Here is a 22,799-nt window from a genome sequence, read left to right as displayed (position 1 = left end):
GGGGGATCGGTCAGAAGAGCGTTGTGCTGTCGCGGTTCATGAAGGCGCCGTGACCCGTCGAGGTGTTCCAGCAGGTCAGGCCGTTCTGCTCAGAGGCGCAGACATAGTCGTTGTAATACACGACCTTGCCGTACTCCACCAGCTGCGGGGGGGACGGTGGCGTCCATGTAAGTGGGAGCATCACCCTTCGCCTCGACCTCATTGCCTGAGCCGTCGAGCGGCACCCACCACTTCGCCCCGATCTGGTCGCTGCCGTAGGGCTTGGACTGCTGGTAATTCTCGATGCCGCAGCCGGCGAAGTCAGCGGACAGATCGCAGCCGATGTTGTTCGACGGGGTCTTGATCACCGCCGTCTCCGGGCTGGTGTCCGTTGCCGGGTGGACCGAGGTGATCGGGGTGGCGTTCTGGGGACGGGGGCCGCCTGCCCCGGCGTAGGCGCCTGGCACCTTGACAGGCGTTGGGGTCGGGCTGGCAGAGGGGCTCGGCTTGCTTCCCTCTCCCTTTGAGGGGCGAGTGGTCGGTAGCTTGATCCCCTCTGCCGCGGGATTCGACTGGTCGTTGCCGGGGGAGGAGGGGCTGGCCTGCTGGTTGTTGGTACCGCAGCCTGCCAGGAGAGCAGCCGCCATCAACGCGGCGGTGGCCGCTGGAGCGATACGTCGAGAAAAGGGCACGGATATCTCCTGTTTGGGCGAATGCTGACAACGACCAGAGTGCCACGAAAGCCTACTGGGGTACAGGGCGGGTCCTGTCATGAGCGTCTCAAAGCCGGGTCGGGATCCGGCATTGATGCTCGAAGCGATCCAATGCGATGAATTCAGTGGATTTATGGCCGGGACGTTTTCACACGATGCGTAGTTGTGGGTATTCCGGTTTCCACATGCGCTCGTAGATGTCCTGGACTGGGTTGGTCAGGGGACGCCGGGCCAGCCCCTGGGACTCGGCTGTTTCGGCGACTGCCTTCGCCACCGTCGCCGCGACCATCCGCAGATTCCGCATGGTGGGCAGCAGTGATGCCCCGGGCTGGTGCTCATTGACCAAGCTAGCCAGCGCCTGGGCCGCGGCGTAGATCATCTCCTCGCTGACCAGCTTGGCCCTCACCACCGACACGCCCAGTCCCAGTCCCGGGAAGATCAGGGCGTTGTTGGCCTGGGCGATCGTGTGGTGCACATCGCCGCGCCGCACCGGGTCGAACGGGCTGCCCGTCGCGATCAGGGCCTTGCCGTTGGTCCAGTCCAGCAGGTCCGCCGGGCGGGCCTCCGCGCGGTCGGTCGGATTCGACAGGGGCATGATGACCGGGCGGTCGCAGTAGGAGTGCATCTCCCGCACCACCTCCTCCGAGAACGCACCACCGCGCGCGGAGGTGCCGATCAGGATGGTGGGTTTCGCGTTCTTGATGGTCTCCAGCAGGTTCACCCGCTGCGGGTCGGCCACATCCCAGCCGTCGATCTCAGAGCGGCCGCGCGCGTAGGGCCGCTGGAAATCACGCATCCCGGGGCTGTCCTCGATGATCAGGCCATGGCGGTTGAAGGCGTAGAACTGCCCCGGTTCGCGGCCTGCCGCGTTGAGGGCGCCCTGGATCATGTCGGCGATACCGATGCCTGCGGTGCCCGCCCCGTAGATCACGAACCGGTGTTTGCGCAGCGGGATGCCGGTGCGGCGGACAGCTGCGATCACCGCGGCCAGGACGACGGCTGCGGTGCCCTGGATGTCGTCGTTGAAGGTGCAGATCTTGTCCGCGTAGCGTTGCAGGATGCGGTGCGCGTTGGAGACGCCGAAGTCCTCCCAGTGGATCATCGCATTGGGGAACAGCTCGGTCGCTACGCTCACGAAGCGGTCGATGAACTCGTCGTACTTCTCGCCACGGACCCGCGCATGACGCTCACCCAGGTAGCTGTCGCTGTGCAGCAGCCCCAGGTTGTCGGTGCCGACATCCAGGACGACCGGGATGGCGCGCTGCGGGTGGATGCCGGCGGCGGCCGTGTACAGTCCCAGCTTCCCGATGGCGATCTGGATACCGCCGATCCCCTGGTCACCGATGCCGAGGATCCCCTCGGAGTCGGTGACCACCACCAGGTCGACATTTTCGGGTGTCAGCTCGAAGTTGCGCAGGGATTCCTCGATGCGTTCGGGATGGTCGATGGACAGGAACACCCCCCGGGTGCCGACGTACTCGTGGCTGAAGCGTTCGATGGCCTCTCCGATGGTCGGGGTGTAGACGATGGGAAGCATCTCCTCCAGGTGCTCGCTGACCAGCCGGTAGTAGAGCACCTCATTGCGGTCTCGCAACTGCGACAGGTAGATGAACTTCGACAGCGCCGAGGGGCAGCGCTTGAACTGGCCGTAGGTGCGCTGAAGCTGCTCCTCGATGCTGGAGACCCGGTTCGTCAGCAGGCCTGACAGATTCAGCTGCTCCCTTTCCCGGTGGGTGAAGGCGGTGCCCCGGTTCGACACCGGATTGGTGATCACCAGCCGGCCCCGGGAGGTGATTTCCAGGATGGCCTCCCGTGAACTGGTGTCCAGTTTGAAACCCGCCTGCTGCATCCCGCTGTGCCTCTCATCTTTCTCAGCGCTGTCCATGCGCTGGACTATCAATCTACCGTTGATGCCCCTCTGAAGGCGATTGTCGGACGAGGTGTTTGGATCGGTGTGCGAACTTTGCTGTTGGCCATCGGCAAACAGGTCTGTCAGACTCTGTCACGCCCTGTAGTCCAGGTCTTGTCTCAGCCAGGAGTTTGTGATGCCTGAAACCACCCCTGACTTCATCAAGCACATCGATCTCGACGATGGCACCCGCTCCATCTTCTTCGACTTCGACGCCCCGCCGACCTTCGAGGTCGCGGAGGAGAGCGGCCACGAGCCAGGAGGGTATTTCTGGGACGGGGTGGTGCGGTGGCTGATCGCCCAGGGGCAGGCACCGGATGTCAGCTCGGACCCTGAGGCCGGTATGTACTCCGCTCAGGGCACTCCTCAGGAGCTTGACGAGCTCATCAGCGTCCTGACTCCCTACCTGATGGAGGAGGATAAGCTCGCAGCCCTCATCGAGGAGGCCGACGCGGCGGGCCACGACTTCGACGACTAGGCGTACTGATCAAGGCGCTGGATCGCGCCTGATGTCTTCGCCGGTGGTCCTGAAGCCATCTGATTAACTGGGCCCAGACATCGATGGGAGGGCGAATGCAGACCGACACCCCGGCCGGGCGGGCCGCGCTGGCTGAGCAGGCTGTCCTGACGCGCAGCATCCGGCGGATCTGGGCTCTTCCCGGGACCCGGGGCGGGGTGATCTCCCACCCGTCGCGGCTGTCCCACCGGCTGTTCCTGGCATGGCACTACTGGTGGCAGGCACACCTGCTCGACTGCATCACTGACGCCCAGCTGCGTGCCCCCAGCCTGCAACGGGCCCGGCTGGCCCGGCGGATGGCGCGCGCCAGCTTGATCCGTAACGGCGGCAGGCGCACCAACCGCTTCTACGACGACATGGCCTGGTGGGGACTTGCCCTGCAGCGTGCCCAGGACGTCTTCGAGCTGTCGTTCAGCGCGGCCTCCATCATCCGGGCCTGCCGCGGTGCGATCCGGGCCGAGGGTGTGGTGCCCTGGCGGATCGGCGACAATTTCCTCAACGCTCCTGCGAACGGCCCGGTGGCCATCATGCTGGCTCGCGCCGGGTATCGCGACGAGGCGGTGCGGATCACCGACTGGATCGCCGGGAACCTGATGCTCGGCAACGGCCTGGTGGCCGATGGGATCGTCCAGACCCCGGAGGGACCCAGGCGCGACGACACCATCTACACCTACTGCCAGGGCGTTGTGCTCGGCGCTGAGCTAGAGGTGATGGGGTCGCAGTCGCCGCGCCGGATCGCCGACCTGGTGGCAGCCACTTCGCGTCACCTCACCTATGAGGGGGTGATGATCGGGCGTGATGGCGACGACGGCGGCCTGTTCGCGGGCATCCTGGCCCGCTACCTGGCGCTCGTGGCCAACCGGCTGGAGGGCGATGACGCTACCCGGGAGCTCGCCGCGCACATGGTGCGGGTCTCCGCGGATGCCGCGTGGCGCAACGCGGCGGAGGGGGCGGACGGGCTGCCGGTCTTCGGGCATGAATGGAGCCAGCCCGCGCAGGTTCCCGACCGGAGGAGCCGGATCCCAGAGCGGGACCTGTCAGTGCAGGCCTCGGCGTGGATGCTCCTGGAGGCTGCCGCGGCGCTGCCCAGCCGGTGGGCCTGATAGACGGTGATCCTCTCGGCCTTGAAGGCCGCCTGGACGTGACGGAACGTAGGGGCTTCCTGCTTCGGAGGGCGCTGTGGCAGCAGCTCATGCCGGTCTGATTGTCAGCAAGATTTTGGACCGATGGCCTGAGAATGTGGTTCGATCTGTCATGTCGGACAGGCAGGGATGAGGCTGGAAAAGCATCATCTGATGCTAGTTTTGATGCCGGAGAGGACGATCATGAGAACCACGGTGACCTTGGACGATGACCTGGTGAGCCGCGCCCAGGAGCTCACTGGGGTCAAGGAGCGTTCCGTTCTGCTCCGCGAGGGCCTGGAGACGCTGATCCGCGTTGAGAGTGCCCGGCGGCTGGCGGCACTGGGTGGCGCTGAGCCCGAGGCGCAGGCGTCGGCGCGCAACCGGGACCTTGGAGACCTCGCCAAGTGATCCTCGTCGACACCTCCGTCTGGATCGACCACTTTCGCCGCAGCGACCTGCGTTTGGTCCGTCTGCTGCGTGGCGACGAGGCGGGCTGTCACGCCATGGTGATCGGCGAGCTGGCGCTCAGTTCCATGCCCGCTCGCTCGGTGCGGATGTCCTACCTGGAGAACCTGCACCGGTTTCCCAGCCTGCAGGACGACGAAATGTTGCACCTCGTGGAGTCCAGGCGCCTGTGGGGCCGCGGCCTCAGCCTGGTGGACGTCAACCTGCTCGGCGCGGTCCTCGTGGTGCCAGGGGCGCGACTGTGGACCCGGGACAAGCGTCTTAAGTCAATGGCGGAGGAGCTGGAGATCGCCTTCGAGTAGGGGATCTGGGAGGCGCGCTGGACGGGGCCGCCCGGCCCGCTCGCCGCTCCGGGCAGGCATGACTCCCCGGAGCGGCGGCGGTGCTGTCAGCCCTTCAGGCCGGAGGTCGCCAGGCCCTCGATGACCTTGCGCTGCATGGCGAAGAACAGCGCGAAGATCGGCGCCATCGCCATCACGGAGGCCGCCATCATGAGGTTCCAGTCAGCCTGGTGCTGTCCGGCGAAGGTCGCGATGCCGACGCTGAGCGGCATGTTCGTCTCGCGGGTGGTGACGATCAGCGGCCACAGCAGGTCGTTCCAGCTCCACAGCACCGTCGTGATGGCGACGGCGAACAGGCTGGGCTTGGTCAGCGGCAGCATCACCTTCCAGAACACTTGCCACGGGTTGCAGCCGTCGAGGCGGGCAGCCTCCTCCAGCTCTTTGGGCAGTGACATGAAGGCCTGCCGCATCAGGAACGTTCCGAAGGCGGAGAACAGCCCGGGCAGCACGATTCCCCAGGGGGTCTCCAGCAGGCCCATGCCCTTGACGATCTGGTACTGGGTGATCAGGAACGCCTGGCTTGGGATCATGAGGATCGCCAGCAGCAGGCCGAACAGCACATTCCGTCCCCGGAACTGCATCCGGGCGAAGGCATAGCCCGCCATCGAGCACAGGAGCAGCTGGGCTCCCGTCCGTATCACCGTGATCAGCAGCGACGTCCAGAACTGCGAGAGGAAAGGCATCCGGGCGAACACGTCCACGTAGTTGTTCCACTGCGGTGTGGCAGGGAGGAACTGCGGCGGCACGGACTGGATCTCGGGGTTCGTCGACAGGGACATCATCACCTGCCACACGAACGGGAAGACCATCGTCAGGCCGCCGAGGAGCAGGATGATGTGAGCGGGCAGAAGCCGTACCTGCTGCCTCCAGGTGTTGTGTGAACGCTCAGACATAGTGCACCCACTTCTTCTGTGCCCAGAACTGGACCGCGGTGACCGCGCCCACCAGCAGGAGAATCATGATGGAGATCGCAGCCCCGGCACCCCGGTTGTTATTGACGAATGCCTCCTGGTAGAACAGCGAGACCAGCGACCGGGAGGCGCCCGCCGCAGGATTGTTCAGCCCGAGCATCCCGAACAGTGCGTCGAAGAGCTGGAAGCCTCCGATGGCCTGCATGATCGTCAGGAAGAAGATCGACGGTGTCAGCAGCGGGACCGTGATGTTCTTGAACTGGTGCCAGGCACCCGCTCCGTCCAGCTGCGCGGCCTCGTAGAGCTCTTTGGGGATCGATTTCAGGCCAGCCGACAGGATGATCACGTTGAAACCGATCGATGCCCAGATCCCGAAGAACGCGACGGCGAGGATGACGAGCCCTGGGGTGGACAGCCAGTAGGGCGGGTCAGCCACGCCGAGCGCCTTGACCGTCTGGTTCAGCAGCCCGAAGTTGCCGTTGAAGAACAGCCGCCACACCAGGACGATCGCGACCGGCATCGCCAGGTAGGGCATGAAGAACAGGACCCGGTAGAGGGAGCGGCCCTTCAGGCCCGGCAACTCCAGTAGCGAGGCGATCACCACTGAGAACGGCACCGCCAGCAGCACCACGGCCGTGTAGAAGAGGGTGTTGACCGTCGCCGAGGGGAGGTCCGGGCGGGCCAGCAGATCCGTGTAGTTGTCGAGCCCGACGAATTTCTGATTGCCGCCGAAGGCATTCGTCTTCGTGAAGGACGCGTACAGGTTCCCGATGATCGGGAAATAGTAGAAGATCAGGACGCCGAGCATCAGGGGCCCGATGAACAGCAGGGGCCAGGCCCCCACTGACATCGGGTTGACGCGACGCCGGCGGGAGGGCGACACCTTGGCCCCGCCGCTCCTGTCGACGGTCATCTCACTTACTCCTGTCCGAGGGCCGTGTTCATCTCGGCAGCCAGCTTCTTGCAGCCTTCCTCGGCGGCCAGCTGGCCGGTGAACACGTCACTGAGGATGGTGTTCTGCTTCTCCTCCCAGACCGCGGTGTTCTTCGACACCGGGTAGGGAACGGCGTAGCTGTCGGCGGCCTTAGTGAACACGTCGAGATTCCAGCTGGGTGCCTGTTCCAGCCACTTGGCCTGGGTGCCGTTGAACGCCGGGATCGCGGTCCCGTTGGTGGCCTCCGTCTCCTCGCCGGCCTGGCTGGTGAACGCCTTGATCAGTGCCTTCGCAGCGGGCAGGTTCTTCGACTTCGCCGAGGCAGCGTAGGACAGGCCGTGGATGATGGTGGCCTCCTTCTCACCCTTGGGCAGCGGCACCACCACCACCTCGTCGCCCGTGAACTTCTCACGCAGCGTCTTGACCAGCCAGGAACCACCCCACAGGATGCCCGCCTGGCCATCCATGAAGAGATGATCTGCCTCGGTGTCGGCGATGACCTTCGGCTCAGGCATGGAGCCGTCCTTGATCATGTCAACCCAGTACTGGATGCCCTTGATGGTGTTGGGGTCGTCATATCCGGACTTGCGGTCCTTGATGACGTAGCCGCCTGCCTGGTAGATCGTGTTGTAGTAGCTGGACTGGTGGTCCGTCAGCCCGACGACCACGCCGTAGCCCGCCTTGGCGTCGGCGATGGCCTTGGCGGCGGCGTGGTGTTCCTCCCAGGTCCAGCCGCTCGTGGGGACCGCGACGCCGGCCTTGGTGAAGATCTCCTTGCTGATGAAGCAGGCGATGGTGTCAAAGTCCTTCGGTACCCCGTACTTTTTGCCCTCGGCGGTGTAGAGGTCGACCAGGGCCTTGGGGTACTTGTCCCAGGCGACGTCCTGGAGGTCGTCGAGTTCGGCGAGCATCCCGTTGCCGGCATAGAGCTGGAAATTGGGGCCGTTCATCCAGAACACGTCGGGCAGCTGGTCGCCCTCGGCTTGGGTGCGCAGTTTGGTCCAGTAGTCCTTGTAGACCGCGACCGACGGAGTCACCTTGATCTTCGGGTACTCCTTGTTGAAGGCGGCGATGTTGGCCTCGATGGTGGGCTTCTGAGCCTTGTCCCAGTAGAACAGAGTCAGCTCGGCCTCGGTGTCTTTGCTCAGCGACTCCGCGGAGCCCTGGCTGGTCTGGCTGGAGCAGGCGGACAGGGCAGGTGCGATTCCAAGTACTGAGGCGGCCGCCAGGAACGTGCGACGCTTCATCGGGTTCTCCTTCTTTGTGTCGGTCATTTGACCTGGTTGTTGTTGAAATAGTCGATGACTTCCGGAGCCAGCTTCGGGATGTCCCGGGGGGAAGAGCCGTTACGGATGGAATCTGTTGCGGCGATGGCCGCGGCGACGGCGTACCACGCGCCGAGCGGGGAGGTGTCCGTCGGGGTGCCCTCGGTGATGAAGGAGACGAACTCGCTGACCGTCAGGACGTCGGCGTCGCCGTGTCCCTTGTCGTCGCCCTTGATCGGGAACTGGGCATCGCCCTCTGGGTCGTAGAGGTGACGGCGGTTCCACAGCTTGATGTGCCCGCCCTCGTAGTCGCCGAAGTTCTCGATGCGACCCTCGGTGCCGATCACGGTGTAGTTGCGCCAGTAGTCGGGGGTGTAGTGGCACTGCTGGTAGGAGGCGAACAGCCCCGACTCCATCCGCATCAGCATCATCGACAGGTCCTCGACGTCCACCACTGGGTTGAGGCCCCGTTGCGACAGCGGAGGCCAGTTGTCCATGCTGAACCAGTCGCCCAGCAGCTGGTCGGAGCGGTCCTGGCGGTCGGTGATCTGGCCGTAGAGGGTCAGGCCGCCCATCGCGGTCACCTGCTCGGTGTGGGAGCCAGCCAGCCAGTGCATCACATCCAGGTCGTGGGCGGCCTTCTGCAGCAGCAGCCCGGTGCCGTGCTCACGGGTGGCATGCCAGTCCTTGAAGTAGTAGTCACCGCCATTGCCGACGAAATGACGGCACCAGATGGCCTTCACCTCGCCGATGGTGCCGCGGCGGATCAGGTCCCGCATCGAGCGCACCACGTGCATGTGACGCATGTTGTGCCCGACGTACAGCTTCGTGCCGGTTTCGTACGCGGTCTGCAGGATGGCGATCGCGTCGTCCATGCGGGTCGCGAGTGGTTTCTCGACGTAAACGGGCACGCCAGCCCGCAACAGCTCACAGGCCACCTGCGCGTGGGTGTCGTCGGGAGAGGTCACCAGGGCCGCGTCGATGCCCTCGGCGATCAGCTCGGTGACGCTGCTCGTCAGCTTGATGTCGCTGCGGCCGATGCGGTTCAGGATGCGGGCCTCGCCGTCGGGGTGGGGCTCCGCGGCAGCGGTGATGCGGCAGTTCAGCCCGGGGAGCTCGAAGTGCTTGGCGATGTCGGAGCGGGCTCCCACCCCGACTACGCCGATGCGCAGCGTCGCCCGGTCAGAGGCGGCCGGCTTTACCGTGGACATGGGGTAGTGGATTCCTCTCGCTGTGATTCTCGTGATGTGGTTGAGGCCCTTCGGGATCGGTATGAGCGCGGTGGACTCGCCGAAGAGACTGGTCCGGGCCTCCTGGAGGGCCAGGGAGAGAGCGCCGACGATGGCGGATCCCTGCCCGAGGCGGGAGACCTCGAGGTTGAGTTCCGCGGCACTGGATTCGCGGGCGGTGCGCAGGTGTTCGATGATCTCGGCGAGGATCCCGGGGGATTCCCGGTTCGGCAGGGTCAGGACGATGCTGGCCGGGTCCAGGACAGCGGAGACGGTGCCGATGCTCTCGGCGGCACGCGCCAGGCTTCCAGGCGAGAGCCCCACTCCGTCGACGATCCGGAGCCCGACCTCCCCGGCGTTCTGCCGGTGCCCCCGGTGCAGCTTGCCGTTCATGACCAGGCCCGTGACAATCGCCCGGGACAGGGCGATCAGCAGGAGGTCGTCGCCGGGGCTGAGGGAGCCATCGCCGCAGCGCAGCGCGAACTCCCCGAAAGCCGCGGCATTCACGTCATTCTCGATGCGCACCGGGAGCCTGAGGCGCTGCGACAGCTCCTTGCCCAGGTCGAAACCCTCCCACTGCGGCACGGCGTCGCTGCGCATCAGGCGGCCATCCAGGTCCACGGTCCCGGTGGTGGAGATGACGATGGCGCGCGGCGGGCCGGCGGTGCCCTCGGTGACGTGTTTGCTGATCAGGTCCAGCACATTCCTGAACCGGACCGAGCTGTCCACGCTCAGGCCGGAGCGGTGGTCCGTCTCGATGATCTCGCCGTCGAGCTGGGCCACGGCCAGCAGGACGCTGTGCTGGAGCAGATCGACGCCGATGACCACCCCGGCGTCCTTGCGCGGCGCCCAGGTTTCAGCGGGCCGCCCGACACTACCCTCCGCCCCCTGGGGGGCGACCAGGCCCATCTCGGTGAGGGAGTCGAGCAGAGTGGTGATGGTGGGTCGCGAGAGCCGGGTCTGCCTCATCAGCGAGCTGACGGTCGAGTTCGGATGCGTGACGAGCGTCTCATAGACGCTGGCCATGCGGCTTGGCCTGCTTCCGTGCGTGCTCGGGGGCATCAGCGACCTCAATTTCTCAGAATACTTACGTAAGTACCTAAATGAACGATCAGAGAGTAGGCCTGGGGCCGGATTTAGTCAAGAAAGCAATAACCGCATCACATTCCGGTGTGCACGAAACGCCGTCGCGAGCGGTTATAACCCCTTCTCGTGGTGATGGTTACGGGCAGACGCGGCGTTTCGTGCACGAGGAAAACAGTTGGAAGAACTGTGCCACTGTGAGAACCGCGCCACGAAAACTCTCATTGAGCAGCGGCAAACCGTCGCAGGCCATTAGGATGAGGCCGGAACCGAGGAAGGGAAATCAGCAGTGTCGCAGCTTGGCCTGGAAGCCGCCCGTCAGAAGATGCTTGACGCCGGGGTGGCTACCCCTGCAGTCGACGTGTTCTCCCACTACTACCGGCTGGTTGAGTCGGGAGAGACCGGACTAATCCGGGAGGAGGACATCGAGCCCCTCACCAACCCGCCGATGCTGGACGACGTCGAGGTCAGCGACAACGAGGCGCGCGAGGCCATCGGCGCCACCGTGATCATCAAACTGAACGGTGGGCTAGGCACATCGATGGGACTTGACAAGGCCAAGAATCTCCTAGAGGTGCGCGATGGCCTCAATTTCCTCGACCTGATCGTGCAGCAGGTGCAGGCCGCCCGGCGCGACTGGGACGCCCCGCTGCCGCTGCTCTTCATGAACTCCTTCCGCACTGAGGCCGACACCCTCGCCCACCTGTCCCGCTACCCCGACCTTCCCGTCGACGGCCTGCCGCTCAGCTTCCTGCAGAACCAGGAGCCCAAGCTTCGCGCCGACGACCTGACCCCCGTCGAGTGGCCTGCGGATCCGGGGCTTGAGTGGTGCCCGCCCGGGCACGGGGACATCTACACCTCCCTGTGGAGCTCCAACCTGCTGCAGCAGCTGATCGACAAGGGGTTCCGGTACGCCTGCACCGCCAACGGGGACAACCTGGGCGCCGCTCCGAATGCGAGGCTGGCCGGCTGGTTTGCCGCCTCCGGTGCCCCCTACGCCGCTGAGCTGTGCCGCCGCACCATCAACGATCGCAAGGGTGGTCACCTGGCCGTCCGCAAACGTGACGGGCAGCTCATCCTCCGTGACACCGCCCAGACGGCGCCCGAGGAGATGGGCTACTTCACTGACGAGCACCGGCATCCGTTCTTCCACACCAACAACCTGTGGTTCGATCTGCAGCGCCTGGCTGACACACTGCGTGAGCGCAACTCGGTGCTCGGGCTGCCGATGATTCGCAACGAGAAGACTGTGGATCCGGCCGATCCTAGCTCCCCGAAGGTGGTGCAGGTGGAGACGGCGATGGGGGCTGCCATCGAGGTCTTCCCAGGAGCCACCGCGATCTGCGTCGGCCGCGACCGGTTCCAACCGGTGAAGACCACCAACGAGCTGCTGCTGCTGCGCTCTGACGTCTACGACCTCGACGAGGACGGGCACCTCGTCGCGCGTTCGGCCACGCCTGAGATCAGCCTCGACTCCCGCCACTACAAGACCGTCCAGGATTTCGAGGCCCGTATCCCGCAGGCCCCATCGCTGCGCGGTGCGACGGCCCTGCGGATCAAGGGGGACTGGGTCTTTGAGCCGCATGTGAAAGTGCGCGGCGCCGTCGACCTCCCCGACAAAGGAACGCCTCAGGTCATTCCCGCCGGAACCGTGCTAGGCGCCTGACCTTGGCCGATGAGGCGGTCGAGCTTGCCCGGGCGCTGACGGGGCGGACGCTTCCGGTGAGCGGTGACGCTGCTGGGCTGCCAGCCGAGCTGGCTCGTCTCGGGTGGGGCGCGGAGCGGCTGGCGGCCCTCAGACAGGAGCAGATGAACAAGCGGCTGCCGTGGCCGTTCCCCGTCGACCTCGAAGCCCGGCGAGAGCTCGGGTTCGCGCGTTTCGATGCCTTACTGGCTGAGGTGAGAAAGCAAACGGGCCTGGCCGGGACTTCGTCCCGGGGCCAGGCCCTGGTGCGTCCGCTCAACGCCGACGAGCGCCGGCTGCTGGCGGACAGGCCGCCCCACTGGGGGTGATGGGCTCGCCGAAGCTCGTTGGCCCAGCGGAGCGGCTCGTCGTGGAGTTGTCTGTCTCCTGATCAGTAGTTGCGGGTCCTCAGGAGATCGCGGATCTCGGTGAGGAGCTCCTCGGAGCTGGGGCCTGCGGGCTCCTCGTCCTTCTTCGGGAAGTAGCGGTCACGCAGCATGTTGTACGGCTTCACAACGCAGAAGTAGACGACCGCGGAGGTGATCAGCAAGGTGATCACCGCATTGATGAACAGACCGACATTGACGTCGAACAGGGTCACTGCAGAGAAGTCCGGCTGGCCGCCGATCTTACCGATGAAGCCCATGAGAATGGCGGTGAACTCTTTGACCACCGCAGAGAACACGGTACCGATGATGACTGCGACGGCAAGCTCGACGAGATTGCCGCGCATTATGAATTCTTTGAAGCCCTTCATCCTGCATTCCTTCTGTGCTCCGGCCACTCGACGGGCCGGGGAGCGGCCCGGAACCTGGGGATTCAGGTCCGGGTAGCCCTGTTTCAGGGACCGGAGTCACTCTATGCATATCGTGGCGGGAGAGGCCAGCTTCTCGGTCTCCAAATGGCTCATTGGAGTAAATTCTGGCCAATCGGATGACGTGAAAGATGCCAAATGTGGATGTGCGCGAGATCCCTAAACACATCAAGACCCGTTCCCGAGGATCACTGTCAGTTTTCCCTGCTGTCCCAGCGCTGAGACCTCGGGCCCAATTCCGGCTGGCACATCCACCAGGATGAGGGGCTTTGCCCCTCCGCCTGGATTCAACAGGGTGCCCTCTGAAGCGCTGGGCATGGATGAGACCCGGGCATCGGTGGCGACCACCTCACCGGAGTCGGCGAGCACCAGCGTGACGGGGGTGCCGGGGGACAGCAGCGTCCTCAGCGAATTGTCGCGGATGAGGATCGGGACCAGCGCGCGGCCCTCAGCCAGCGACGGTGTGGCGGCCAGCATCCCTGGCTGCAGCACGGTACCTGTCTCCAGGCCGAACCCGAGGGTTTGGCCGACCAGCTCCCCGGGATCCTTGAAGCTGTGCTCGGGAAGCGTGCCGGAAGGCAGGTGCGTGACCTTCAGGTCATCGCTCCTGAGGACACCCCCAGCAGCCACGGACCGGGCCAGAGCCACCACGGGCACCTGGTCCTGACCTCTCGGGGACAGGTGCGTCACCAATGCGAAGGCACCCAGGCCCGCCAACAGAGCGGCGATGGCCCGGCGGTGCCAGCTCACGAAGCGCCTCAGGCGCTGAAAGAAACTCTCCACGCCCTCTTTATGGGCAATGCCAGCCCCCGTGGGCACTTTTCCACAGAGCGGCTGTGGTGTTCCCTCAGGACGCTGCCTTGGAGGCCTCCTTGGACTTGTTGGACTTGGCGGGGGTGGAAGCCGAACCTGTCGTGGACTTTGAATCCGTCTTGGAGGAGGACTCTTTGGAGGAATCCGACGCTGGGGCGGACTTCGACTTGCGGGAATCTGTCGCATAGAAACCGGAGCCCTTGAACACCACGCCGACCGCGCTGTAGACCTTCCGTAGGTCGCCACCGCACGCCGTGCAGGTGGTCAGAGCAGGGTCGGAGAACTTCTGGACGGCCTCAAGCTCCTCGCCGCATGCCGTGCAACGGTACTGATAGGTGGGCATTCACGCTCCCGCTTCGATGGACAAACGCGAATCAGGATACGCTCCCTGCCCCAAGACGGGTGAATCCATCCTCGGTGATCACCGCATCCACGGGAAGATCATGCGGTTCATGGGGTAGGCGCGGAAGCACCTCATCGGAGTTCGCCAGCGCCCACACCGGGGTTCCGGGCCGGCGGTGGTGGAGGGCCCGGTCGTACCAGCCACCTCCCATGCCCAGCCGCGTGCCGTCGCGGGAGACCGCCAGGCAGGGCACCACTATCACGTCGGCCAGGGCCAGGGAGCCGATTCCCAGCCCCTGGTCGGTGGGTTCGGGAATACCCGCCCAGCCAGGACGCAGCTCGCCGGTGGCCCAGGCCCAGTCCGGCTCCTTGGAGAGCTTGGGCAGCAGGACCTGCCAGCCCAGCTCCAGGAGTCGCCGAATGGCGATAAGGGTGCCGGGCTCCTGTTTTCTGGAGGCGTATAGAGCGATCACCCCTGGGGTTCCAAGCTGCCCCAACAGCGTCTCGCAACGGGTTTCGTCGTTTTTCTGCCAGTCGGGTTCTTCCAGGGCCCTGCGGCGCGCTGTGATGGTTTCCCGCAGCGCGCCCTTCTCATGTGTGAATTCCATTGGCCTATCGTAGAAACATGGCGCTTTTCGGTCGCAGAAGGCAAGTGGAAGAGGAACCCTCGATCGAGGAGGCCCCTGCCCCGTCCCTGCCGCCACCGCCTGAGCCGGACTCTAACGGCCTGCGCCGTGTCCAGGATCACGTCGACTATCTGCTGGAGCTCGTCGAGCCCCTCAAACCCTTCGGCATGTCGGTGCTGGAGGCCTGGGGGCAGGTGATCTGTGAGGACATCGACTCCATGATCAATGTGCCGCAGAACTCGACGAGCAAAGTGGCGGGCTACGCGGTGCGCGCCTCCGACCTGTGGGAGGAAGGCCAGCCGGTGGGGTCGCTCCAGCTGGCTGTCGGCACCGAGCATCTCGGGGTCGGCCAGGCTGTTCCCGTCGACGTCGGCGAGGTGGTTCCCCGCGGCACGACGGCTGTCCTGCCCTACCCCTTCGCGAACGTCGACGGCGATCGCATCGAGCTCGTCAAAGAGGTCTCAGAGGGTGAATATCTGAGGGCCGCGGGCGAGCATCTCGCGGTCGGCGACCGGCTGCTCTCCGAGGGTGATGTGCTCACTGACCGCAGCGTTGGGATGCTGGCGGCAGCCGGTATCGACAAGGTCCTGGTGCGACCGAAGCCCCGCGTGGTTGTGGTCAGCTCCGGAGCCGACCTGGTGGAGCCGGGGGAGGACGTCGGCTACGGCGAGGCCACGGACGCCAACTCATTCCTGATCTCAGCCGCCGCGCGGGCCGCCGGGGCGACGGTGTTCCGGGTCGCCGTGCACTCCAGTGACAAACACGAGCTCAAACAGGCGATCACCGACCAGCTGATCCGCGCCGACCTTGTCATCTCCACCACCGGCGGACGCCGCGAGGAATACGAGGCCGTGGCCGAGGCCATGTCGGAGATGGGGCTGGTTGACGCCGTCGAGGTGGCGATGTCACCGGGACGCACCCAGACCTTCGGGCTGATCGGCGATGAACGTGTCCCGATGGTCATGCTGCCGGGCAATCCCGTGTCCGCCTACGTGTCCTTCCAGGTGTTCGTGTGGCCCCTGCTGAAGCGCCTCACAGGAGCGGACGTGCACCGAAAGACAGTCAGGGCAATAGCCAGGACGACGATGCGCTCGATCTGGGGTCAGCGACACCTGCTGCGCGCTGAGGTGATCGATGACGGGCGGCTCCGCACCGCCAGCCGGGTCAGCGACCCTTTCGCCATGGCCGAGCTGGGGCGCGCGAACGCCCTGATCGTCCTGGACGAGGACACCGAGCTGGTGCGTCCGGGGGAGGCGGTCCAGTGCTGGCTCCTGGACGAATCCTGAGGTTTTTTCAGGTTCCCGGGAAAATTACGGCGCGCCGCAGAAGAAAATTACGCCGCTGTTGTTTAACGTGTGATCGTGCTCGCGGGAATTGTCATCAGTGTGTTGGTCTTGGCCGTCCTGGCCTTCGGCCTGCCCTGGTTGTCGGTTCATAAAGACGACGTTGATGTCCTCGACGGAGACCCCGTCGAGCGTTTCTCCGGCTCCATGCGGATCCTGCGCGGGAACGTCAACGAGTACGACGACGAGGAGGACTCGCCAGTCGAGGTCTCCACGCCGCTGACCCGCAGAGCGGAGCTCACCGAGCTACGCCTGATGGCGCGGGAGGCCGCTATGCGGCGGCGGCGTGTGGTCACGGCGCTCGGGGTGATGACCCTCCTATGCCTCGTGCTCTGCCTGTTCGACATCGTGCCCGGCTGGTCGGTGGCGATCCCCATCGTCGCCCTGGGTGCGTTCCTGATTTCCGCGCGGGTCGGGGTCAAGAAGATGCACCGCCGCTTCGACGAGCGCGCGGCAAAGGTCAAAGCCGGCTACGTCGACGGCGAGTCGACGTCCATGATGAAGGCCATCGAGGAGGAGGAAACCTCCCACGAGTTCTCCGTCGACCTGACCGCGCCGGAGAAGTCGGGTCCGCTGTGGGAGCCGATCCCCGTGATCACGCCCACCTACGTCTCCAAGCCTCTCGTGCCCCGGAGCGTGCGCACCATCGATCTGTCCGCACCGGTCAACAACACCATCATCATCCCCACCGCCGACACCCCTGCCGATCGTCCAGTGGCTCCGCGGCGCGCTGCCCCCGCCGACTGGGAACCCCCCGAGGAGCTCGTCCAGAGGCCCAGGGCCGTCGGCGAATGACGGGTTGGCACTGGGCCTGACAGCGGTGCTAACATCATCCGGTACCTGGGGCTATGGCGCAGTTGGTAGCGCGTCTCGTTCGCAATGAGAAGGTCAGGGGTTCGAATCCCCTTAGCTCCACTGCAGCTGCGAATCAGCGCATCATGCACAAACAGCACGATCAGCAACGATACGTTCTCATCCCTGCCGAGTACGTGCCAGACGCCGTTATACGTTACCGGGTCGGGGATGAGACTGCCGAGCCCCACGGAGATTGCGGAAAACGTCCCTACGTATTGTCGGCGCTGCGGCGTACGCTTGGGTCATGTCTATGAATGCGGCTGAGGTCGAGGGGACCTTGCGCTCGCTTGATCATCATGACCGCGTTGCGGCATTGCACCGTGGCATCTGCAGCCTCGACGAAGACGATCATATGGTCGAGGATCAGGCCGAGAGTGATGCGGCATGGCGCTCAGAACTGCGCTGTTGTATCGACGACATCGAATCAGGCAAAGTCGAACTACTCGACGCGGGCGAGGTTCATGCACAGATCCGTGCCAAGCTCGCCGCGATGCGCAAGTGACACTCGCGCTCCGTGTTCCCCCCGAGGCAGCTGCTGAACTCCTAGGAGCAGCCGAGCGGTACGAAACAGTAACGTGCATCGCTCGGTGCTGATTTCCTCACCGAGATCCGCACCACGGAACAGCATATTCTCGACTGGCCTGATGCCTCGCCCGTGTTCCCCGGCTGGGAGGAGCTGCCCGTTGTGCGAAGAGCCAGCGTGCGCGTATTCCCGTACCGGGTGCTCTACTACCGCACCACTGCCGCAGCCCCGCTACTGGCAGCGCCGGCTTCATGACTGAAGACTCGGTCATCCGCGCAGAAGCTCGACCGAGTCCGCGCCGCGATCGCTCTCCGGAAGCTGCCTCATACTGGTGTCGAGAATGACTGGAGGGAGCCTGACAGTGGGTGGACCGCCAGCTTGAACTCTGAGCCGAGATCTGTGCGACTGCCAAGCGTTCGACACTCCCTGAAGAGGCCGTTGACGAGCGGCAGCAGGAACCGAGCGGGTGGGACTGAGGTCGAGGTGGACAGCTAAACTGGGCTGACAGGGTGGCGCAACCCCGTTACCGCGACACTGTTCTGGCCACATACGCGAATCATCTGTGAGAGGGGATCGTGTCCATGATCGACTCGGCATGGAAGAGCTGGTACCGAGCAATGCATGACCAGCGGTGTCTCGCTTCCGGCGACGTTTTCGAGGACTATGCTATGGCGGTCTTGAAGCGTCTCCATGTCGACTATCTGAACCCAACACCGATGGGAAGGCACGGCGACGGCGGCTGTGATGGGCTTGCTGACAGTGGGTCGATCCTGTACGCCTGTTATGGATAGCGCGCCACAACCGGCATTGACCAGAAAACCAAAGATCAGCTGGAGTCTGACTTCGCCAGAGGAACCGCTAGTTGGAAGAGCTTCTCAACCTGGCGTTTTGTAACCAACGCTCCCTTTGGTCCGATGCCAACTAAGAGTGTTCTGGCTCTGCGGGCGCAGCATGCGCCGGGCAGTCAACGTCCCATCTTAATCGAGATCTGGAGGCTTATTCACAGCCTTCCTCAAGTGCGTCCTGACTAGGGATTTTACTGGCCGCCACGCTGTCTGTGAATAAGCCTCCTGGAAGGCCGATGATCTGTGGTGGAAGGCTGTTAATAAACTGACCCTAGCGCAGCTAGATGAAGTCATTCCAGGCGTCCCACACGCACAGAACGTGGAGCTCGCCGATCTTGTGCATTTGATCCTCTCCCTGGAGGATATAGATGGGGCTGGCCCCGATCACATCGAATCCATCCGTCCAGTTCCCTCAACCAAGATAGAATTCAATAACCTCCCCGAAACTACAAGAGCGGAGTTCTACGCAGGGAGACTGCTCTCGTCGCGCATTGACAAATGGTTTTCCGAACAAGCGAACCCTGAGTTGCGCGACGAGAAAGCTCAACGCTTCCGCGTCATCTACCAAGAAGCCCGGCAGGCTACGCAGGATGTACGTGAGATTGTTCGTCGAATCTATGGGGCGCTTGGCGGCCAAGACTTTGATCTGTCCACGAAAAGGGCTAACGCCGTATATGCCGTCACGGCATACTTCTTTGATTCATGTGATATTTTCGAAGAACCGCCTGTCGAGCACGATAGGGATGAGCTGCACGATGTTGCTTCCCACTAAAGGCATCGAGCCTCAGCGAGCTTTGCTAACTGTTGGAGCGAACATCATCTCACTATTGGACTCTCCGGCAACCGTCTCGGGGCTCTGGGAACGATTCTCGAAAAGCTCAGGTGAGGCTAGCGGAGACGCCAAGATTACCTTCGATTGGTTTGCATTTGCCTTGTCCATGCTGTTCGCGATTAACGCAGTTTCCTGGAATAAGTCTGGGCAGTTGGTGAGGTCTGATGTTTCTGCATAAGCTTGGCTCATCCGACGCACGCTTCAAACAATTGCAATTTCACGACGGGATGAACATCCTGCTCGCAGATAAGACGACTGAATCCACGTCGGGAGACAGTCGGAATGGTGCGGGAAAGACGAGTTTCATCAGAATCCTGCGCTATGTTCTCGGGGGGAGTATCAACGACAGTCTCAAAGCTGATCTGTTAGCCAAGCATTCGTTCTGAGCCGAACTTGAACTAGACGGAGCCGCAAAGCCTAGCTGCGTACAAAGGCCAGTATCGCCGCAAACGAAGGTATATATCGATGGATCTGCGACTAGCATTGATGACTGGAAGCGCGAACTCTCTAGCCTCTTCGGGATTCCCAAATCCGTCAAAAGGCCGACAGTAGGACATTTATTTGGACAGCTTGCCCGTGACTACTTCGGTGACCCGCTCAAGACTCATCGCGTCGAGTCTGACTGGGAGTCGGGAACTCGGATTGGCTTCCTTCTTGGATTCTCGCCTGAGATCCTTACTAAGAGGCTTAGTCAGAATGTGTTTCTGTAGAATTCGAGTGCGGCTACTGTGGTGATTGTTTCTGGGAATGTTGTGAAGGGTCTGCGGTAGTCGGTGTGGAGAATTCTCCAGGTTTTGAGGTTGGCGATGACTCGTTCGATCATGTAGCGTATCGCGTTTACTGACTTGTTGAACCTTTTTTCTTCTTCTGTGTGTTGTTGTTTCGGTTGGGTTCGGATGGGGGTGATCATGCCGAGTCCGATGTATCCTTTGTCGCCGATGAGTTGCCCGGTGGTGATGTGGTCGAGTAGGCCGGTTTCTTTGAGTGCGTGTGCGTCATGGGTGCGGCCGGGCATCGGGTCGGAGATGAAGGCGAGCCGTCCTGTCAGGTCGCATGCAACCTGGACGTTTGGAGTGCCCGGCGTTTCGTGGACAGTGGTGAAAAACCTGAGTTTATTCGAACATGTGAGGTAAAATCTGTACTATGAGGCTTATTCATAGGGGTGTTTTGACTTTCCCCAGCTAGTGCTTTGTCCTGAGGGGGATGTGAGGGCGGCTTGCCCGATCTGGGATAATTCAAGGTGTAGAAAGAAAACCCTCAGATGAAAGACAAGCCGCTGCCGTGAATACTACCACAAGCCTTGACCGCGACCAGATCCTCAACCTGTGCGAACTGATCCACACATCCCGTTCCGGAAACCTTCCCGCAGCAGGATCCCGTGTCCTAGGCTTGTTCCGCTGTATCCAAGTCACTTTGTTAACACTCAGACACAACCTCACCCAGGAGTTGCTGGCCAACATCCACACGGTCTCCCAAGCCACCATCTCACGAGTGGTGGCGGTCTACACTCCCTTGATCGCCGAGGCCCTCCAAGCCTGGGTGCCCGGCGTGGGGGACCTCGACCCGAACCGCCAGTACATCATCGACGGTACTCTGGTGTCCTGCTGGTCGTGGCACGAGCGTCCCGAGCTGTACTCAGGCAAACACCACACCACAGGGGTGAACCTGCAAGTGGCCTGCACCCTAGCAGGACACCTCGCCTGGATCTCCCCACCCCTGCCGGGTAGCGTGCATGACGCAAAGGCCATCAAGGAATCCGGCTTCCTCGCAGCCCTCGACAGTCAAAGTCATATTGGAGACAAAGGCTACATCGGATTGGGAATGATCACCCCCGCGAAGAAACCCGCCCATGGCGAACTCACCAACACCGACAGGAGAAACAACACAACCATCAACCGCGTCCGCTACCTCATCGAACGTGTCATCGCGAACCTCAAAACATGGCGTGTCCTGCACACCGATTACCGCCGCCCCTACAACACCTTCGAAACCACAATACAAGCCGTCACAGGGACTCATCTTCGCCTACACCCTATGAATAAGCCTCTATGCCGGCTTCGAAATTTAGTAAAGAGTTTAAAGAACAAATCATCGCGGAGGTTCTTGAGGGGTCTCGGCCGATAGCGGAAGTGGCGAAGTCCTACAATCTGGTTCCGCAAACTGTGGGTAACTGGGTGAGAATATGGCGGAAGCAGCATCCCGACCCAGGTATGGTAGAAGCCTCGTCGGATCAGGTGGCGGAGAACAAGCGCTTGCAGGCTGAGTTGCGTGAAGCGAAGATGGAGATCGAGTTTTTGAAAAAAGCGGCGGCCTTCTTCGCGCAGGAATCCCGGTAGCAGCGAAATATGTTTATATTCACCGCGAGGAAGGCAGCTATCCTGTGTATCTGATGTGCCGCTGGGCCAGAGTGTCTCGTTCCGGCTACTACAGATGGCGGAATCAGGGTTTATCCGAGACGCAGAAACGCCGGGAAGAACTCACTATTTTAATTACGCATTTCTTCCACGAGTCTGAGCAAACCTACGGGTATCGACGTATCCACGCAGCTCTGGTTGAACGGGGAATCCACGCGAGCCCAGAGCTGGTGCGTCAGCTCATGCACCGGGCTGGCTTGGTGGCCTGTCAGCCCCGGAAACGGGTCCGTACCACCATCCCGGCCCAGGATCTTCACCACCGCCCGGATCTGGTGAAAAGGAATTTTACCGCCAACAAACCAGGGCAGAAATGGGTAGGCGATATCACCTACATCCCCACCTGGGAAGGATTCACTTATCTAGCAACCGTCATGGATTGCTACTCGAAAAAGATCATCGGTTATGCGATCGCCGGGAATATGCGCACCCGGCTTGTTGCCGAGGCTTTACACATGGCAGTCAGAAATTGCCCAGTAACCCGAGGTGAAACCGTCTTCCATTCGGATCGTGGTTCGCAATACACCTCAGCTGATTACGCGGAAATCATGAACACATATGGTATCCGTGCCTCGGTAGGTAGAACTGGGTCGTGTTACGACAATGCCGCAGCGGAATCATTTAATGCCACCTGCAAGAAGGAGGTAGTGAACCGGAAGATCTACCCAACACGGAAACATGCTATAAAGGATGTGACAGCCTGGATCGAGTTACGTTACAATCAGAAACGACTTCACTCGGCGTTAGGGTACCGAACCCCCAACCACGTCCACCAAGAATGGAGCCAACACCAGAAAGCAGCCTAGAAATCCCATTTTTCAGTAGTGTCCACAAAACCCATAGCACTCCAGTTGACGCCGGTGGTTTTGTGTTTGCCGGAGTACAGTTCTGGCATGGTGCGCCATGACCAGGTCGGCAGTAGGGTGCCATCGACGATGAGTGGTTCGCTGACATCGAGGTCGTCGACCGTGGGGGTGCAGTCCTGCAGGGCCTGTCCCAGGATGGGCATCCAGGATGCGATGGTTCGAGAGATCGTTTTCTGGGAGACGTGGAACTGGTCGGCAATCGATGCTTGTGTGCGGTTGGATCGCAGATAGATCAAGGCCACAACAACACACTTGTACAGTCCTAGTGTGGGTTTCCGTCCTGCTCGGGAGGCTGGTGCCTCGCGGAGGTCATGGATGCGTGCGACAAGGTCGGTGATCTGTTCGCTGCTAAGACCTGTGCTAGAGTACATGGGA

25 protein-coding genes, 1 tRNA gene and 1 pseudogene are annotated in these 22,799 nt (G+C 62.7%); 15 read left to right on the top strand and 12 right to left on the bottom strand.

The features are described 5' to 3' along the window. Positions 1-89 precede the first annotated feature (89 nt). Positions 90-671: a hypothetical protein gene (locus SK1NUM_RS12390; RefSeq protein ID WP_223927573.1), complete on the bottom strand. Its 582-nt coding sequence runs from the start codon at positions 669-671 to the stop codon at positions 90-92. Between the two features lie 169 nt (positions 672-840). Then, positions 841-2,541, bottom strand: a complete 1,701-nt coding sequence (locus SK1NUM_RS12385) for an NAD-dependent malic enzyme (protein WP_212327804.1) — start codon at positions 2,539-2,541, stop codon at positions 841-843. A 196-nt stretch (positions 2,542-2,737) separates the two neighbouring features. Here SK1NUM_RS12385 and SK1NUM_RS12380 point away from each other — a divergent pair, with 196 nt between their 5' ends. From SK1NUM_RS12380 to SK1NUM_RS12365, 4 genes are all read left to right on the top strand, one after another. After that, positions 2,738-3,079, top strand: coding sequence for an Imm51 family immunity protein (locus tag SK1NUM_RS12380; protein ID WP_212322431.1), 342 nt, complete (start codon positions 2,738-2,740; stop codon positions 3,077-3,079). A gap of 95 nt (positions 3,080-3,174) precedes the next feature. Beyond that, complete coding sequence (locus tag SK1NUM_RS12375) at positions 3,175-4,221, top strand: glycoside hydrolase family 76 protein (protein ID WP_212322428.1); 1,047 nt, start codon at positions 3,175-3,177, stop codon at positions 4,219-4,221. A gap of 222 nt (positions 4,222-4,443) precedes the next feature. Then, complete coding sequence (locus tag SK1NUM_RS12370; protein ID WP_212322425.1) at positions 4,444-4,650, top strand: type II toxin-antitoxin system VapB family antitoxin; 207 nt, start codon at positions 4,444-4,446, stop codon at positions 4,648-4,650. Next, entirely contained in the window at positions 4,647-5,009 is a 363-nt protein-coding gene (locus SK1NUM_RS12365; protein WP_212322423.1) for a type II toxin-antitoxin system VapC family toxin, read from the top strand. The genes SK1NUM_RS12370 and SK1NUM_RS12365 overlap by 4 nt, the downstream gene beginning before the upstream one ends. A gap of 86 nt (positions 5,010-5,095) precedes the next feature. On the opposite strand, the gene SK1NUM_RS12360 is transcribed toward SK1NUM_RS12365, so the two are convergent. From SK1NUM_RS12360 to SK1NUM_RS12345, 4 genes are read right to left on the bottom strand one after another with little or no spacing between them, the layout of a single operon-like run. Next, entirely contained in the window at positions 5,096-5,941 is an 846-nt protein-coding gene (locus SK1NUM_RS12360; protein WP_212322421.1) for a carbohydrate ABC transporter permease, read from the bottom strand. After that, positions 5,934-6,872 (bottom strand): carbohydrate ABC transporter permease, encoded by a 939-nt coding sequence (locus SK1NUM_RS12355; protein ID WP_317988061.1) that lies wholly within the window; start codon positions 6,870-6,872, stop codon positions 5,934-5,936. The genes SK1NUM_RS12360 and SK1NUM_RS12355 overlap by 8 nt, the downstream gene beginning before the upstream one ends. 5 nt (positions 6,873-6,877) lie before the next feature. After that, positions 6,878-8,140, bottom strand: coding sequence for an ABC transporter substrate-binding protein (locus SK1NUM_RS12350; protein WP_212322419.1), 1,263 nt, complete (start codon positions 8,138-8,140; stop codon positions 6,878-6,880). A 23-nt stretch (positions 8,141-8,163) separates the two neighbouring features. Continuing rightward, on the bottom strand, positions 8,164-10,413 hold the full coding sequence (locus tag SK1NUM_RS12345; RefSeq protein WP_212322417.1) for an ROK family protein: 2,250 nt from the start codon (positions 10,411-10,413) through the stop codon (positions 8,164-8,166). Positions 10,414-10,759: 346 nt separating this feature from the next. Between SK1NUM_RS12345 and SK1NUM_RS12340 the strand changes: the two genes are divergently transcribed. Continuing rightward, complete coding sequence (locus SK1NUM_RS12340) at positions 10,760-12,136, top strand: UTP--glucose-1-phosphate uridylyltransferase (RefSeq protein ID WP_212322415.1); 1,377 nt, start codon at positions 10,760-10,762, stop codon at positions 12,134-12,136. 2 nt (positions 12,137-12,138) lie between these two features. Then, positions 12,139-12,483, top strand: a complete 345-nt coding sequence (locus tag SK1NUM_RS12335) for a hypothetical protein (protein ID WP_212322413.1) — start codon at positions 12,139-12,141, stop codon at positions 12,481-12,483. A gap of 62 nt (positions 12,484-12,545) precedes the next feature. Here SK1NUM_RS12335 and mscL read toward each other — a convergent pair whose 3' ends face one another. The 4 genes from mscL to SK1NUM_RS12315 form a co-directional block, all read right to left on the bottom strand. After that, complete coding sequence (gene mscL / locus SK1NUM_RS12330; protein ID WP_212322411.1) at positions 12,546-12,911, bottom strand: large conductance mechanosensitive channel protein MscL; 366 nt, start codon at positions 12,909-12,911, stop codon at positions 12,546-12,548. Positions 12,912-13,136: 225 nt separating this feature from the next. Further along, on the bottom strand, positions 13,137-13,718 hold the full coding sequence (locus SK1NUM_RS12325) for an SAF domain-containing protein (RefSeq protein WP_212322409.1): 582 nt from the start codon (positions 13,716-13,718) through the stop codon (positions 13,137-13,139). A gap of 97 nt (positions 13,719-13,815) precedes the next feature. Then, complete coding sequence (locus tag SK1NUM_RS12320) at positions 13,816-14,124, bottom strand: FmdB family zinc ribbon protein (protein WP_212322407.1); 309 nt, start codon at positions 14,122-14,124, stop codon at positions 13,816-13,818. 31 nt (positions 14,125-14,155) lie between these two features. Next, positions 14,156-14,731, bottom strand: a complete 576-nt coding sequence (locus SK1NUM_RS12315; RefSeq protein ID WP_212322405.1) for a 5-formyltetrahydrofolate cyclo-ligase — start codon at positions 14,729-14,731, stop codon at positions 14,156-14,158. A gap of 17 nt (positions 14,732-14,748) precedes the next feature. Between SK1NUM_RS12315 and SK1NUM_RS12310 the strand changes: the two genes are divergently transcribed. The 6 genes from SK1NUM_RS12310 to SK1NUM_RS15480 all read left to right on the top strand — a co-directional run bounded on the left by SK1NUM_RS12310 (position 14,749) and on the right by SK1NUM_RS15480 (position 19,325). Beyond that, positions 14,749-16,035: a molybdopterin molybdotransferase MoeA gene (locus SK1NUM_RS12310; protein WP_212322400.1), complete on the top strand. Its 1,287-nt coding sequence runs from the start codon at positions 14,749-14,751 to the stop codon at positions 16,033-16,035. A gap of 75 nt (positions 16,036-16,110) precedes the next feature. Beyond that, on the top strand, positions 16,111-16,887 hold the full coding sequence (locus SK1NUM_RS12305; protein WP_212322399.1) for a hypothetical protein: 777 nt from the start codon (positions 16,111-16,113) through the stop codon (positions 16,885-16,887). A 47-nt stretch (positions 16,888-16,934) separates the two neighbouring features. Beyond that, positions 16,935-17,007, top strand: a tRNA-Ala gene (locus tag SK1NUM_RS12300). A 184-nt stretch (positions 17,008-17,191) separates the two neighbouring features. Next, on the top strand, positions 17,192-17,449 hold the full coding sequence (locus tag SK1NUM_RS12295; protein WP_212322398.1) for a hypothetical protein: 258 nt from the start codon (positions 17,192-17,194) through the stop codon (positions 17,447-17,449). 1,185 nt (positions 17,450-18,634) lie between these two features. Then, positions 18,635-19,087: an ABC-three component system protein gene (locus SK1NUM_RS12290; protein ID WP_212322396.1), complete on the top strand. Its 453-nt coding sequence runs from the start codon at positions 18,635-18,637 to the stop codon at positions 19,085-19,087. After that, positions 18,990-19,325 (top strand): ABC-three component system middle component 6, encoded by a 336-nt coding sequence (locus tag SK1NUM_RS15480; RefSeq protein ID WP_396020914.1) that lies wholly within the window; start codon positions 18,990-18,992, stop codon positions 19,323-19,325. The genes SK1NUM_RS12290 and SK1NUM_RS15480 overlap by 98 nt, the downstream gene beginning before the upstream one ends. A gap of 513 nt (positions 19,326-19,838) precedes the next feature. Here SK1NUM_RS15480 and SK1NUM_RS12285 read toward each other — a convergent pair. After that, positions 19,839-20,216, bottom strand: a pseudogene (locus SK1NUM_RS12285) (transposase family protein); the annotation flags it as partial. A gap of 212 nt (positions 20,217-20,428) precedes the next feature. Between SK1NUM_RS12285 and SK1NUM_RS12280 the strand changes: the two are divergent. From SK1NUM_RS12280 to SK1NUM_RS12270, 3 genes are read left to right on the top strand one after another with little or no spacing between them, the layout of a single operon-like run. Next, complete coding sequence (locus SK1NUM_RS12280) at positions 20,429-21,271, top strand: transposase family protein (protein WP_223927572.1); 843 nt, start codon at positions 20,429-20,431, stop codon at positions 21,269-21,271. Further along, a complete protein-coding gene (locus tag SK1NUM_RS12275) occupies positions 21,196-21,483 on the top strand; it encodes a transposase (protein WP_212320937.1) in 288 nt (95 codons plus the stop codon). Before SK1NUM_RS12280 ends, SK1NUM_RS12275 begins: the two co-directional genes overlap by 76 nt. After that, positions 21,474-22,364, top strand: coding sequence for an IS3 family transposase (locus SK1NUM_RS12270; protein ID WP_212327380.1), 891 nt, complete (start codon positions 21,474-21,476; stop codon positions 22,362-22,364). The genes SK1NUM_RS12275 and SK1NUM_RS12270 overlap by 10 nt, the downstream gene beginning before the upstream one ends. Here SK1NUM_RS12270 and SK1NUM_RS12265 read toward each other — a convergent pair. Beyond that, the gene (locus SK1NUM_RS12265; RefSeq protein WP_212322392.1) at positions 22,361-22,795 is read right to left on the bottom strand and encodes a helix-turn-helix domain-containing protein; all 435 of its coding nucleotides are present in this window, start codon (positions 22,793-22,795) and stop codon (positions 22,361-22,363) included. The genes SK1NUM_RS12270 and SK1NUM_RS12265 overlap by 4 nt on opposite strands. Between the last annotated feature and the right edge of the window lie 4 nt (positions 22,796-22,799).

Source organism: Arachnia rubra (genome assembly GCF_019973735.1).
GTDB lineage: Bacteria > Actinomycetota > Actinomycetes > Propionibacteriales > Propionibacteriaceae > Arachnia > Arachnia rubra.
The sequence above is the reverse complement of the archived record's forward strand: the minus strand, read 5'-3'. Positions and strand labels throughout refer to the sequence as shown.

Coding starts and splice junctions, on each gene's coding strand:
- mscL (WP_212322411.1), bottom strand. CDS start 12,911: ATGAAGGGCTTCAAAGAATTCATAATGCGCGGCAATCTCGTCGAGCTT.
- SK1NUM_RS12345 (WP_212322417.1), bottom strand. CDS start 10,413: ATGGCCAGCGTCTATGAGACGCTCGTCACGCATCCGAACTCGACCGTC.
- SK1NUM_RS12310 (WP_212322400.1), top strand. CDS start 14,749: ATGGCGCTTTTCGGTCGCAGAAGGCAAGTGGAAGAGGAACCCTCGATC.
- SK1NUM_RS12360 (WP_212322421.1), bottom strand. CDS start 5,941: ATGTCTGAGCGTTCACACAACACCTGGAGGCAGCAGGTACGGCTTCTG.
- SK1NUM_RS12385 (WP_212327804.1), bottom strand. CDS start 2,541: ATGCAGCAGGCGGGTTTCAAACTGGACACCAGTTCACGGGAGGCCATC.
- SK1NUM_RS12265 (WP_212322392.1), bottom strand. CDS start 22,795: ATGTACTCTAGCACAGGTCTTAGCAGCGAACAGATCACCGACCTTGTC.
- SK1NUM_RS12320 (WP_212322407.1), bottom strand. CDS start 14,124: ATGCCCACCTATCAGTACCGTTGCACGGCATGCGGCGAGGAGCTTGAG.
- SK1NUM_RS12370 (WP_212322425.1), top strand. CDS start 4,444: ATGAGAACCACGGTGACCTTGGACGATGACCTGGTGAGCCGCGCCCAG.
- SK1NUM_RS12375 (WP_212322428.1), top strand. CDS start 3,175: ATGCAGACCGACACCCCGGCCGGGCGGGCCGCGCTGGCTGAGCAGGCT.
- SK1NUM_RS12350 (WP_212322419.1), bottom strand. CDS start 8,140: ATGAAGCGTCGCACGTTCCTGGCGGCCGCCTCAGTACTTGGAATCGCA.
- SK1NUM_RS15480 (WP_396020914.1), top strand. CDS start 18,990: ATGCCGTCACGGCATACTTCTTTGATTCATGTGATATTTTCGAAGAAC.
- SK1NUM_RS12315 (WP_212322405.1), bottom strand. CDS start 14,731: ATGGAATTCACACATGAGAAGGGCGCGCTGCGGGAAACCATCACAGCG.
- SK1NUM_RS12380 (WP_212322431.1), top strand. CDS start 2,738: ATGCCTGAAACCACCCCTGACTTCATCAAGCACATCGATCTCGACGAT.
- SK1NUM_RS12295 (WP_212322398.1), top strand. CDS start 17,192: ATGTCTATGAATGCGGCTGAGGTCGAGGGGACCTTGCGCTCGCTTGAT.
- SK1NUM_RS12355 (WP_317988061.1), bottom strand. CDS start 6,872: ATGACCGTCGACAGGAGCGGCGGGGCCAAGGTGTCGCCCTCCCGCCGG.
- SK1NUM_RS12275 (WP_212320937.1), top strand. CDS start 21,196: ATGCCGGCTTCGAAATTTAGTAAAGAGTTTAAAGAACAAATCATCGCG.